This window comes from Pectobacterium artocarpous, assembly GCF_046159765.1.
Lineage (GTDB): Bacteria > Pseudomonadota > Gammaproteobacteria > Enterobacterales > Enterobacteriaceae > Pectobacterium.
Genome location: NZ_JBJXVK010000006.1, coordinates 42,751 through 56,716, shown reverse-complemented (window position 1 = coordinate 56,716; position 13,966 = coordinate 42,751). Strand labels below are relative to the sequence as shown.

The 13,966-nt window shown below is 36.4% G+C and carries 12 protein-coding genes; all 12 read left to right on the top strand.

From position 1 onward, the window contains the following. The first annotated feature begins 3 nt into the window (after positions 1–3). Positions 4–2,172 carry a tyrosine-protein kinase Wzc gene (gene wzc / locus ACKQAD_RS05350; RefSeq protein ID WP_409159200.1) on the top strand — a complete coding sequence of 723 codons (2,169 nt, stop codon included), beginning with the start codon at positions 4–6 and terminating at the stop codon, positions 2,170–2,172. 346 nt (positions 2,173–2,518) lie between these two features. After that, positions 2,519–3,955 carry an undecaprenyl-phosphate galactose phosphotransferase WbaP gene (gene wbaP, locus ACKQAD_RS05345; RefSeq protein WP_409159199.1) on the top strand — a complete coding sequence of 479 codons (1,437 nt, stop codon included), beginning with the start codon at positions 2,519–2,521 and terminating at the stop codon, positions 3,953–3,955. Between the two features lie 67 nt (positions 3,956–4,022). After that, the gene (locus ACKQAD_RS05340) at positions 4,023–4,928 is read left to right on the top strand and encodes a glycosyltransferase family 2 protein (protein WP_409159198.1); all 906 of its coding nucleotides are present in this window, start codon (positions 4,023–4,025) and stop codon (positions 4,926–4,928) included. 36 nt (positions 4,929–4,964) lie between these two features. Then, the gene (gene rffG, locus ACKQAD_RS05335) at positions 4,965–6,029 is read left to right on the top strand and encodes a dTDP-glucose 4,6-dehydratase (RefSeq protein WP_409159197.1); all 1,065 of its coding nucleotides are present in this window, start codon (positions 4,965–4,967) and stop codon (positions 6,027–6,029) included. A 19-nt stretch (positions 6,030–6,048) separates the two neighbouring features. Further along, entirely contained in the window at positions 6,049–6,918 is an 870-nt protein-coding gene (gene rfbA / locus ACKQAD_RS05330; protein ID WP_409159196.1) for a glucose-1-phosphate thymidylyltransferase RfbA, read from the top strand. Between the two features lies 1 nt (position 6,919). After that, positions 6,920–7,456 carry a dTDP-4-dehydrorhamnose 3,5-epimerase gene (rfbC, locus tag ACKQAD_RS05325; protein WP_409159195.1) on the top strand — a complete coding sequence of 179 codons (537 nt, stop codon included), beginning with the start codon at positions 6,920–6,922 and terminating at the stop codon, positions 7,454–7,456. Further along, positions 7,453–8,307 carry a dTDP-4-dehydrorhamnose reductase gene (rfbD, locus tag ACKQAD_RS05320; RefSeq protein WP_409159194.1) on the top strand — a complete coding sequence of 285 codons (855 nt, stop codon included), beginning with the start codon at positions 7,453–7,455 and terminating at the stop codon, positions 8,305–8,307. The genes rfbC and rfbD overlap by 4 nt, the downstream gene beginning before the upstream one ends. A 69-nt stretch (positions 8,308–8,376) precedes the next feature. Further along, on the top strand, positions 8,377–9,246 hold the full coding sequence (locus ACKQAD_RS05315; RefSeq protein ID WP_409159193.1) for a glycosyltransferase: 870 nt from the start codon (positions 8,377–8,379) through the stop codon (positions 9,244–9,246). A 15-nt stretch (positions 9,247–9,261) separates the two neighbouring features. Further along, a complete protein-coding gene (locus ACKQAD_RS05310) occupies positions 9,262–10,101 on the top strand; it encodes a glycosyltransferase (protein WP_409159192.1) in 840 nt (279 codons plus the stop codon). Between the two features lie 50 nt (positions 10,102–10,151). After that, on the top strand, positions 10,152–11,597 hold the full coding sequence (locus tag ACKQAD_RS05305; RefSeq protein WP_409159191.1) for a hypothetical protein: 1,446 nt from the start codon (positions 10,152–10,154) through the stop codon (positions 11,595–11,597). Positions 11,598–11,661: 64 nt separating this feature from the next. Further along, the gene (locus ACKQAD_RS05300; RefSeq protein ID WP_409159190.1) at positions 11,662–12,852 is read left to right on the top strand and encodes an O-antigen ligase family protein; all 1,191 of its coding nucleotides are present in this window, start codon (positions 11,662–11,664) and stop codon (positions 12,850–12,852) included. 329 nt (positions 12,853–13,181) lie between these two features. Beyond that, complete coding sequence (locus tag ACKQAD_RS05295; RefSeq protein ID WP_409159189.1) at positions 13,182–13,934, top strand: glycosyltransferase family 2 protein; 753 nt, start codon at positions 13,182–13,184, stop codon at positions 13,932–13,934. Positions 13,935–13,966 lie beyond the last annotated feature (32 nt).

Below are 13,966 nucleotides of genomic sequence, written 5' to 3'. Positions count from 1 at the left end.
CCGATGACAGAGAAAACTTCAATAAAAGTATCTGAAACCCATTCAGATGAGATCGATTTAGGACGTTTATTAGGGACGTTGCTGGATAACCGCTGGTTGATTATTGGTGTGACGGCAGTTTTTACTGTTTTGGGCATAATGTATGCCATGTTAGCCACGCCAGTTTATAAGGCTGACGCGTTAATTCAGGTTGAGCAAAGCTCTGGAAATTCTCTACTGAATGACATTTCTAGCATGTTGCCGGACTCTAAGCCGAAATCCGATGCTGAAGTAGAACTGATTAAATCCAGAATGGTCATTGGCAAAACGGTAAATGATTTAGCATTGGATATCAGCGTTCAGCAAAAATTTTTCCCGTTAGTCGGTAAAGGTATTGCTCGGTTAACGGGCAATGAAACGGGGAAAATAGCGGTATCCCGTCTTGACGTACCAGCGTCCTTGCAGGATGAAATATTGTTACTCAACGTGTTGCCAAACCAGCAATATACCGTGGAAGCAGGTGATGCCGTGAAATTCACTGGTAGCATCGGCCAGCTAGAAAACCACAGCGGTATTACTTTATTGGTCAGTGACATTGTTGCTGAACCGGGCACCATCTTTCGCATTCAAAAGCTGAATCAATTAACCGCGATTAATAGTTTACTGGATGATTTCACTGTGGCGGATAAAGGGAAGGACACCGGGATTCTGGAGCTTAGTCTGGAAGGTGAAGATCCGATGCTGACAGCTAAGATATTAAATAGCATTAGTCAAAATTATCTGCAACAAAACGTTGAACGTAAATCTGAAGAGGCTGGTAAAAGCCTGGAATTCCTCAAAGAACAACTTCCACATGTACGTAGTTCACTGAATGAGGCAGAAAACAAGCTCAACCAATTCCGCCAGCAGAACGAATCGGTTGATCTTTCTTTAGAGGCTAAGGCGGTATTGGATACTACCGTTTCGGTTGAATCTCAGTTAAATGAGTTGACGTTTAAAGAAGCGGAAATATCTAAGTTATATACCCGTGAGCACCCAGCCTATCGTGCTCTAATGGAAAAGCGCAAAACGCTGGAACAAGAACGGGATAAACTGAATAAGCGTGTAGGGGCTATGCCCAAAACCCAGCAGGAAATTTTGCGTTTAACACGCGATGTGCAGGCAGGGCAGGAAGTATATATGCAACTGCTGAATAAACAGCAGGAACTTAGTATTAACAAAGCGAGCACCGTTGGTAACGTGCGTATTGTCGACAACGCCGTGATTCAGCCTAAACCGGTGAAGCCGAAAAAGACACTGATTGTATTAATCTCAATGATCCTGGGGGGGATGATTTCAACAGCCTTTGTCATACTCAAGGCTTTGTTACATAAAGGTATAGAAAGTCCAGAACAGTTGGAAGAGTTAGGTATCAATGTCTACGCAAGCGTGCCACTTTCTGAATGGCAACAGAAAAAAGACAGAGCGCTCTTGGGCAATAAAAGTAGAAAAGTTAATACGCGAGCAACAGATCTACTTGCAGTTGGCAATCCTACCGATTTGGCAATTGAAGCCATAAGAAGTCTACGGACCAGCCTGCATTTCGCCATGATGGAAGCGAAAAATAATGTGTTAATGATATCAGGTGCTAGCCCGGCAATAGGGAAAACATTCGTTAGCGCTAATCTTGGCGCAGTTATCGCACAGTCTGGCCAGCGAGTGCTTATTGTTGACTGTGATATGCGTAAAGGATACGCCCATGAACTGATGGGGACGCATGGGACGGATGGTTTGTCAGATATTCTATCCGGCCAATGTGGAATAGAAAAAAGTGTCCGTAAAACAGCGATAGAAAATATGGACTTTATTCCCCGTGGACAAGTGCCACCGAATCCCTCTGAATTACTTATGCATAACCGTTTTATCGAGTTTTTGAAATGGGCAGGAGGGCATTATGACTTGGTGTTATTAGATACGCCGCCTATTCTTGCTGTAACCGATGCTGCAATTATTAGTCGCCACGCAGGGACTTCTTTGTTAGTTGCGCGTTTTGAAATGAATACGCTGAAAGAAGTAGAAGTGGCCATTCGTCGTTTTGAGCAAAATGGTTCAGAAATTAAGGGAGTTATTCTGAATGCAGTAATGAAACGAGCAGCAAGTTATTATGGGTATGGTAATTACGATTATTATACCTATGAATATAAGTCGAAGTAATATCTTTACATGCCGGTTTGTTATTATAAAATTCAAACCGGCATATGTATTACGGTAAATTTAGAACTGAATGTAAAAATATAAGTCTAATAAGCTTAAAAGTACTTTGAACGAACAATGCAAATATCTTTATATTTAATATGATGATTGTTAGTTAAATATACACCTTGAGGTTTTTTGAGTATATTTATCACATGATCTATTTTCACTAACCTTTCCATGGCATATGTTTAAAAATATTCTAAACATAATCAGTCAAATTATCTATGCCATTTAATAAGAACGTATACCTCATATTGATTATGTGGTTTATGGTTTTTATAAATCCATTCGGGGTGTTAATTTCATGATTTCACAAACTGTTTTTAGAAAAAATAATTTTGTAAAAGTTTTTTTGGCATTATCAGATTTTTTGTTTTTTAATTTCTCATTGTTATTCACATTATGTATAATTTATTTCCTTGGTTATGATATTTATTCATTTATACCTGCATCTGAGCTACCAGCAAGATTCTTATCACATATAACGTTATCATTTTTATGTGTCGGTTGGTTCTGGATCAGATTACGGCACTATACATACAGAAAACCTTTCTGGTTTGAATTAAAAGAAAGTATCAGAACACTCATCATTTTTGCAATTTTTGACTTAGCTCTGGTTGCATTTTCTAAGTGGCAATTCTCACGTTATGTCTGGTGTATCACGTGGATTCTGGCAATTATTTTAGTCCCCGTTGGTCGCGTGATAGCAAAAAGAATTTTAGATAAACTTAATCTTTGGAAGAAACATACTATTATTATTGGTGCAGGGAAAAATGCTAGAGATGCACACGCAGCTCTCCAGAGTGAAGAAGTTTTAGGTTTTTCTATCGGTGCCTTCTACTCTACTGCTGACATTGATAATGTCGGCTATATTTCTGGTGTGCCAATTATTAATAACGAAGAAGAACTGTGGCTACAAAGTTGTCCTAATGATACGCAATTTATTGTCGCTTTAGAGTTTGAAGAGCATGCTTTGAGAGATTATTGGTTGAAAAATCTCGCCAAGCATAATTGCCGTTCTATCTCTGTTATTCCAACACTGCGTGGCGTTCCTTTATATGGAACTGATATGTCTTTTATATTTAGCCATGAAGTCATGATTCTTCGGGTTAGTAATAATTTAGCAAAAAGAACTTCAAGATTTATTAAACGTACTTTTGATATTTTTGGTGCGTTAGCTATTATCACTATACTTTCCCCCATTCTTATCTCTCTATTTTATTTAGTCTCAAAAGATGGCGGTAATGCAATATACGGGCATGAGCGAGTGGGAAGGAATGGGAAAAAATTTAAGTGTCTTAAGTTCCGATCAATGGTAATAAACTCTCAAGAAGTGCTCAATGAATTGTTAGAAAATAGCGCAGAGGCAAGAGCTGAGTGGGAAAAGGATTTTAAGCTTAAAGATGATCCTAGAATAACAAAAGTAGGTCAATTTATAAGAAAAAGCAGTCTGGATGAGTTACCACAACTCTTTAATGTCCTCAAAGGGGAAATGAGCTTGGTTGGTCCAAGACCAATTATCGAAGATGAATTGGATAAATATGCCGGTGATGTAGATTATTATTTGATGGCTAAGCCGGGTATGACAGGTTTATGGCAAGTGAGCGGTCGAAATGATGTAGACTACGATACCAGAGTATATTTTGACTCATGGTATGTTAAAAATTGGTCATTGTGGAATGATATTGCCATTCTTTTTAAAACGGTTAGCGTTGTATTAAAAAGAGATGGAGCTTATTAATTTTTATTCTTAAAATAAGTTTTTTATAATTTATTTTCGTGATCTTATATTTATTGGTCAGTAAAAAATGAAATACTTTATAGCGGTTCCAACTTATAATGGTGGTTCTCTTTGGAAGAGAGCCGCTGAAAGTCTAAAACGCTATGGGCCTGATGAACTGCATGTTCAGGTTATAGATTCTGGTAGCCAGGATGCGACGGTTGATATAGCGCATAACCTGGACTTTGATATTATTCATATCGATGCTAAAGAATTTAATCATGGCGGAACGCGTAATCAATTTGTTGATGCTAATGGTGATTATGATGTGGTTATTTTTTTAACTCAAGACGCAATCCCTGAACCAGGATATATTGACCGCATTCTCTCCGCTTTCGATGACCCTAATGTCGGGTGTGCCTATGGTCGACAGTTACCCCATCACGATGCAAATCCAGTCGCTCAACATGCCAGATATTTCAATTATCCAGAAAAAAGTAGTGTTTACAGTTTTAATGATGCTAAAGATATAGGGCTGAAAACTGTTTTTATGTCCAACTCTTTCTCTGCTTATCGCATCAGTGTGTTTAGAAAATTGGGGGGGTTTCCCTCAAATACTATTCTATGCGAAGATATGTATTTTACAGCCAAATCCGTTTTGGCTGGATATAAAGTGGCTTATGTTTCAGATGCGATAGCTAGACATTCTCATAATTATAGTCCGCTAGAGGAATTTAAGCGCTACTTCGATATTGGCGTTTTTCATGCCGATGAGCCCTGGATTAGAGAAAGTTTTGGTGGGGCTGGTGGAGAAGGTAAGAGATTTATATTTTCAGAATTACATTTCCTTTTCAAGAAAAATCCTTTGTATATACCAGTGGCTTTTATAAATAACCTCTTGAAGATTACTGGGTATAAATTAGGACAAAATTATAAACGTATTCCTCGTTCACTAGTTAAATTTTTCAGTATGCATAAACGCTACTGGAATTGATGATGTTTACAGGTTTGAATATTATAAGAGGTTTGAATGAGAATTATTGTAACAGGTGGCGCTGGATTTATTGGATCTGCTGTTGTTCGTCATATTATTAATAACACAAATGATGAAGTATTAGTTATTGATAGCCTAACCTATGCGGGCAATCTTGAGTCATTAAAATCTATATCCGGTGACGAACGTTTCACATTTGAACGTATCAATATCTGTGAACGCGAGCGTTTAGAACAGATATTTGATGAGTATCAACCAGATGCTATTATGCATTTAGCAGCAGAAAGTCACGTTGATCGCTCTATTGATGGTCCTGCCGCATTCATTGAAACCAACATTGTCGGTACCTATACTTTACTAGAAGCTACCCGTCAATATTGGAATACATTGAGTACTAATGCTAAAAAGGCATTTCGCTTCCATCATATTTCTACAGATGAAGTGTATGGCGATCTTCATGGCACTGATGATCTCTTTACTGAAACCACGCCTTATGCACCTAGCAGTCCATATTCTGCATCAAAAGCATCTAGCGATCATTTGGTACGAGCTTGGTTGCGTACCTATGGGTTACCTACGATTGTGACTAATTGCTCTAACAATTATGGTCCTTATCATTTTCCAGAAAAATTGATTCCATTAATTATTCTCAATGCGCTGGAAGGTAAACCATTGCCAGTATATGGCAATGGCGCTCAGATTCGTGATTGGCTGTATGTAGAAGATCACGCTTGTGCATTGTATAAAGTAGTAACTGAAGGGGAAGTAGGGCAGACCTACAATATTGGTGGACATAATGAGCGGAAAAATATTGAAGTAGTGCAAACTATTTGCCGCTTGTTGGATGAAATGGTGCCAAATAGACCTACAGGTATTGATAAATATGAAGAGCTCATTAGTTACGTTGCTGATCGTCCTGGCCATGATATGCGTTATGCGATAGATGCTGGAAAGATATACCGCGAATTGGGTTGGAAACCACAGCAAACCTTTGAAAGTGGTATCCGAAAAACGGTGCAGTGGTATTTAGAAAATGAAAAATGGTGGCGTCGTGTTAAAGATGGTTCCTATGCTGGTGAACGCTTAGGCATAACACATTAAATTAGGGGATATAAAGAATATGAAAGGTATTGTATTAGCAGGTGGCTCTGGAACACGTTTGCACCCCATTACCCGCGGTGTATCTAAACAGCTATTGCCGATTTATGATAAGCCAATGGTATATTACCCTATTTCTATTCTGATGTTAGCCGGCATCAAAGATATTTTGATTATTTCTACACCGGAAGATATGCCTTCGTTTAAACGTCTTTTAGGTGATGGTAGCCGTTTTGGTGTCAATTTTAGTTATACCATTCAGCCGAGTCCTGATGGACTGGCTCAGGCATTTATCTTGGGTGAGGAATTTATTAATGGTGATCGTTGCGCTTTAGTTCTAGGGGATAATATCTATTTTGGTCAAAGTTTTGGTAAAAAACTGGAAGCTGCATCGGCACGAACGGAAGGTGCGACAGTATTCGGTTATCAAGTTGTAGATGCCGAACGTTTTGGTGTGGTTGAATTTGATGAAAATAATCGAGCGATTTCTTTGGAAGAGAAACCACTGAAGCCTAAATCCAACTGGGCGGTAACCGGCCTCTATTTTTACGACGATCAGATTGTCGATATGGCTAAACAAGTAAAACCCTCTGCTCGCGGCGAGCTGGAAATTACCACGCTGAACGAAATGTATCTGGAAAAGGGCTTGCTGAATGTGGAGCAATTAGGTCGAGGTTTTGCATGGCTAGATACGGGAACTCATGACAGCCTGATGGAAGCATCGCAGTTTGTTCATACCATTGAGAAAAGACAAGGATTTAAAGTTGCCTGTCTGGAAGAAATTGCATTTCGTAAGGGGTGGCTGAGTAGAGAACAGATTGCTGAAGAGGCAAAAGCGTTGAGTAAAACGAATTATGGGCAATATTTAGCACGCTTGATTGGGGATAAATAAGATGCAAGTTAAGGATACCCGTATTGAGGGAGTAAAAATTGTTCAGCCGAGGGTTTTTGGTGATGAAAGGGGTTTTTTCCTGGAGACGTTTGAAAAGCGTCGTTATCAGGAAATGTTAAATATTGATCTGGATTTTGTGCAAGATAACCACTCCCGCTCCTCAAAAGACGTATTGCGCGGGTTGCATTTCCAGAGATCAAACCCGCAAGGAAAACTGGTGCGAGTCGTTCGTGGGGAAGTATTTGATGTTGCAGTCGATATTCGGCCAAATTCACCCACGTACGGTGCATGGGAAGGGGTTCTTCTTTCTGAAGAAAATAAAATCCAATTCTGGATTCCACCTGGTTTGGCGCATGGTTTTGTCGTGTTGTCTGACGTGGCTGATTTTGAATATAAATGCACGGACTATTACAACCCGGCAAATGAAGGTTGCTTGTTATGGAACGATCCAGACGTCGGTATTGAATGGCCTGTAACCGATCCTCTGCTTTCTGAAAAAGATAAGTTGGGTAAACGCTTTAAGGAGTTGGTGGTATGAAGATTTTACTTACCGGTGCAAACGGGCAGCTTGGCCGTTGTTTTCAGGATCGTCTACCTATTAACTGGCAGGTATGGGCAACGGACACTGCCGATCTGGATATTACCGACTATGAGAAGGTACTGACGGCGGTAAAATCGTTTCAGCCTGATGCCATTGTCAATGCGGCCGCTTACACTGCGGTGGATAAAGCAGAAAGCGAACCGGAACTGGCAGAATTGGTGAATAAAACTGGTCCCGAGAATTTGGCGCTGGCGGCGAAAGAGGTCGGCGCGCGTCTGGTTCATGTGTCAACGGATTATGTTTTTGATGGCAACGCCACGGTTCCTTATGTTGAAACCGACAAAACCAACCCACTGGGTGTGTATGGTAAAACCAAACTGGACGGCGAGATTGCCGTTTCTCATGTTCTTCCTGAAGCGATTATTATGCGTACCGCATGGGTATTTAGTGAATATGGTAATAACTTCGTGAAAACTATGCTGCGTTTAGCAAAAGAACGTGATGAGTTGAGTATCGTTTCTGACCAGCGAGGATGCCCGACTTACGCAGGGGATATTGCTCAGGCGATTATTCAGCTTTTACAGAAGAAAGCGGATGGTGGACTTTATCATTATTGTGGTGACGAAGAGGTTTCTTGGGCTGATTTTGCTGATTCAATATTTAATATTGCAGGTGGGCAAGATTTAATCATTAAACGGCCTAGTGTTATCAAAATTAAGACGGAGAATTACCCAACGCCAGCAAGACGTCCTCGATATTCAAGTTTGAATGGTAACAAGATAAAGGTATTGAATATTGAATTGTCTGATTGGCAGCAAGCTCTGAGTGTTGTTATCAAGAAAATATAATTATTGTGATTTATACCAGCTTTCTAAGCTGGTATATCTACTAGTTTCTCTTTCATAATGAGATATAGAATGAGAGATAAAAGCAATCCCAAAGTTAGCATCTATATAACAACACACAATAGAATGGATAAACTAAAAAGAGCGATAGACTCTGTTTTCAAACAGGATTATCCAAACTTTGAACTATTAGTATGTGATGATGCATCGATTGATGGAACGAGAGAATATGTTGAGTCTCTCGTTAATAAAGAACCAAGGGTTGTATATTTAAGGAATGAAAAGAATGAAGGTGCTTGTGTTGTCAGAAATATGGGGATATTCAATGCAACAGGAGAGTTCATTACAGGACTTGATGATGATGATGAATTTACATCGAATAGAATTAGCTTTTTTGTAAATAACTGGAGTGAAAATTTATCATTTATTTGTTGTAATTTTATAGAAAAATTTTCTAATGGAAAAGAAAAAATATATTACAAGGACGATGAATTATATATAGAAAAAAAATACAATGATCTTTTGTTTTGTAATATAGCTTCAAATCAAATTTTCACTAAAACTAGAAATTTAAGAGAAATTGGTGGCTTTGATATTAGAGTAAAAAGGTTACAAGATTGGGATACGTGGCTAAGATTGTCTTTTAAATATGGCTGCTTTAGGCGTTTCAAAGTTCCAACTTATATTATGCACCATGATCATAAAGAAAATGAACATAGAGTTTCTAAAAGCTATCCTTTCAGCAGCGCATTGGTCGATTTGAAAGATAGAAACAAAGAGTTATATCAGGGAAATGATTTGGACTTCATGAATTTTCTAATATTGACAGTGGAGCGACGGGCAAGATTACTTGATAGTATTTTTTGGAGTTTTTCTAAGAGAACGCCAAAGTATATTGCTAAATACGCTTTGCAGTTTTTACCTTTTAATCGTTATGATTGAATTAATGGTGTGATTGTGGCAAAAAAATGCTTAATTATCATTGTTACGCATAATAGTAATAACTATATCAATTGGGTTATTGAAGGGTTAGAATCTTCAAATAGCAATTTATCAATTAGAATTATTGACTCAGGTTCAACAGATACCAATTATTTATATGAGTTGAAAACAAAACATGATTTTAATATTAAAGAATATGGAAATATTGGATTCGTAGCTGCTAATAATAAAGCACTAACAAATATATCTGAATATGATTGGATACTTTTTTTGAATCCAGATGCAAGAGTCGAAGGAAAGCACCTTGATACACTATTAGATACTGTTTCTATGGAGCAATTCAGCGATACTGGGATATTTTCTGTACCTCTAATTAGGTACGATATCGAGCAGAAAAAATCACTAAACGTATATGATTCTTTAGGTATTGCATGCAATCTAGTAGGGAAGTGGTCTGATTTATCGACTAATGAACCTGTTGACGATAATCATGATAAGAAAAATTTTTCTGATGTTGATGCAGTATGTGGTGCTTTCATGCTAGTCCGAAAACATACTTTAGAGCAGTGCCTTGACAGAAAAAATAATGTTGGTTTTGAGCGAAGCTATCATATGTATAAAGAAGACATTGAATTATCGCTCCGTGTTAAAAAGAAAGGCTGGAATGTAAAAGTCATAAATGAAATAAGTGCATTTCATTGTAGAGGATGGAAAAATAATAGATCTGAAATACCATATTGGGCTAGATATCATTCTGCAATTAATGATGTAGATGTCGCTTGGAGATATAAAATCAGAGCATTGCCGTATGCGTTGGCTAAATATATATGGGTTAAATTCTTAGAGAGAAAATAGCTAACCCACTATCGCCAATGATGCTTTTTAGAATCGATTATGGTGATTTTATGAAAAAACTTTATTTTTCTCCGGTGTGCTTTTTTTTGATGTTTTTTCTATTTTCTTGTTCTGCATTATCGGAACAAAATTATTACGAGGAAATAAAAAATACGAAAGAGGATGTGAGTGAGAATGTATCTAAATATGTATACAATAAAATAATGAATAGAGATTTAGCTGAACTACGAGCTAGAAGAAATCCAGATACACAATTTGGTTTACACGGGATGGAGATACCAGCTGTAAATGTTGATGATAATGTTGAAAAATTAGATGAAGTATATTCTTTATTAGCACATGCAGGGGTAGATTCATTACGAAGTTTTGAAACATGTTGGCATCGAGTGAGTGATAAATACGGTAGACCTACTAATTTTAAGCAGTTAGATTTTCAACTTCAAAAAGCTAAAGAATATCAGTTTTCTCTTCTGTTTGTCTTTGGATACCCTCCCGCGAGATTCACTGTGGCTAATAATAAATTATCAGCAGTGAGTGAGAGATTTTATAGTGAATATAATCATTATCTTGATGTGACTTTAGCTAAACTCAAAGGTCATAACGTCGAATTTGCTGAACTAGCAAATGAGGTAGATGCACCATCAGTATGGTGGATTAATTCTACTCCGAGTCAATATGTTCAAGAAATGAAAATGCTCAAAGAGGCGATCTATAGAAGTGGGGAGAATATAAAAACCACTGCATTTTCAGCAACTTATTCTAGAAATGATGTTTTGGGAGGAATTAGAGGAGGACGAAGATTTGTTGATGAGGCATTTAGACTAGGAATAGATAAATATTCTGATTCATACTCTATACATCACTTTGTCTACCCAAAAGATGATTTACCAGAATTCATTCGTCAGGAACAAAAAAAGTTTTCATTAAGACCTAAACCAATATTAGATACTGAACAATTAGACACATCAATTGTCTACCAAAAAGATTCTAATCCATATGATTTAATAAAAATATTCGCTCGTGCTTTTTATTTCTATGATTTAAAACGAGTTGATTATTTTTTAGCTCAAGATAGATTTTTAAATAATAAACTTTATTCTTCAGGACTATTTGATATCAATTGGAATCCAAAGCTAAGACTATTGGCTTATGCAATGGCCGTTGATTCTATGAAAGGAATGTCATTAGTTGGAAGATATCTGTCTAAAGATGGTATAGAAGCATATGTCCTGAAAGGAAAAGAGAATAATTATTCTATTCTAGCATGGAGTAATCAGCCTGGAAAAAAAACAAATTTCTTGAACGGTATAAAAGGGAAAGTAACAATAGAAAAATGGAATCTTGATATTACTCACGATATAGTTGCAGATAAAGGTATTGAGCTAGATGACAAGCCGATCGCTATATACACTAGCCATCTCCCCAATTGGCATTTCGATAACAAGAAAAGCATTGATGAAAAAATAATGAGCCATGCACCGATGCCTTTTGATTAATATTAAGAAAAACCGTAATTTCAATAAGATGCAATACTAGAGACAAGCTACGTGAGATGCTGTAATGAAAATAAAAAATAATATATTTATAAGTTTATCTGTTTTTTTAATGGCTCTTCGAAGTCCATTAATTATTTTAAGCATGGGTGGATATATTCTATGTCATCCTATTTTAATAAAAAGGATGATACTAAAACTCTTGCCTTTTTTTATTTTCTTATCATTGGCTACACTATATTCTGTTTTTCAAGGAAATGTTAATTCGAATGTTTTTGGGCAACTAAGAGATATACTTTTATCAATAATTGTTGCTGTTTTTCTTATCTGCTCTAGTGAATACTCCAGAAATAATAATGCATTAATATATGAAGCAATTAAGAGGATGTTTGTAACGATAGCTATTATAAAGATCGGAATACTTATATTTTCATTATTATCAGGTATTGCCATGGGCGATATCATAACTTGGATAAGGGATGTATGGAATATTCAAATGATGTCCCTGGGTGTACAAGGAACTTTTATTGCTAGATTACAGATACCTCTTGATTCTGCTGTACCATTTTTTATGTATTTTGTCACTACAGAAATAATTTTGAAAAAAAATAAAAAACTATCAATATACTTTGTTTTTGTCCTGCTTATTATATCAATGTTGCTGACTCTTTCTCGCGCTTTTTGGGTTGAGACTATTTTTTTTATTGCATTAGCAATTTTTATTGAGGCAAATACAATAAAGATATTTAAAATTGTCATGTTAGGTCTAACAGGTGTTTTTTTATTGCTAACGTTAACACCCGTCGGCGAAATTGTTTTGAAAGTCATAGAAACTAGGTTTGGGGGAGATAATACCTCAAATCTATCGTCAGACGTTGAGCGTATATGGCAAAATAGAATGTTATTAAATTCATTCTGGCAAAGTCCAATTTTAGGTCATGGTATAGGGTATTTTATACCTAACGCAATAAGATCAGAAGATACGCCATATTTATATGAAAGCCAGTCTTTATCTATGTTAATGACACTGGGGTTATTAGGTTCGGGATTATTACTAATTTTATACATTAAATTATGTTTTGATTCTATTTGCAAAGATTCAAATGGAGGTATGAGATTTTTTGTTCCTCTGATTTTTATTTCTTTTTGGATTTTTTCTGGCTCTGTTAATCCTTTGTTATTTGGTGCTTCGGGAGGATTAATTATTTTTTTTATTGCTAGATTTCATGATCTCTCTAGGAAGCCAGGATGGGGCTAAATTATATATCTTATATAAGAATGTATAAGTGTATTTATTATAACTGACTATCACATGACTATAAGTCACTAATGCACTATTTTATATGACATATACGTTTCCACTTAAGCAAGAGTAGTAGTAATATATTTTAACTTAAAAATAATGAAACAATCATAATTAGTAGGTTGTATTGAGGATTTTTTCCTTTAGTCACGAATCATGAAGTTTAACAGAGGTAAGCAAGTATGTGGACTAATATCATATTGGTAGTTATGTATAACAAGACCCTGCAAGAGTCCACGACTCTGACTACGCTATCCTGTCACCATTTTAGTAATACCAAGCTCGTGATTCAAAATAACGGTCCTCACGAAATAGACTATGATTGTGAACTTTCTGTCCAACTGAATCAGTGTTTCAATAATCAAGTTGAATTAATTAACTCCGTTAACAACATGCCACTTAGTATCATATACAACAATCTTTTTCTAAAATATGAATCTGCTGAAAAATTCATTCTCTTGGATGATGACACTGAAATTTCAGTTTCATTTGTACAAACGATAAAAAGTGGTTATGCGGATTTGGAAGTTCCCAAGATAATATCATCCAGTGATAGACAAATATATTATCCTATATGTGAGGACGCAGTTGTTACATGTGATAAAGATTTAGATCCTATATCAGTGTTGTCTATTGGTTCTGGTTTAATAATAAATAGAACTTTGATAGAAAAGTTTAATAGACATAATTTAAAGCTTTTTGATGAGAACTACGCATTATATGGCGTAGACTATAGTCTTTTTCGGCGTATTCACCAAATTTCAGGGGAAGGGGAAAGTATAAAAATCAGAACATCTTCTTTTTTAGTACATTCACTTTCTCGATTAGATGATAGCCTAAAGAAAAACAAATTTAGGAATATAGAGCGTGCACTAGATGTGGCTATTACTGCCAGACGCTATCCAACGTTTCATTTGCACTATTTACTTATTCGTAAATTTGTTGCTGAATCCATGAGAATGAATTGGAATAATGCATACAATATCGTAAAGGTATATCTCTTAGGCCGCCATCCACGGTGCTTAAAAAAGTATTGATTTTTAAAATTTACTTGATGTGTTTTATAAAT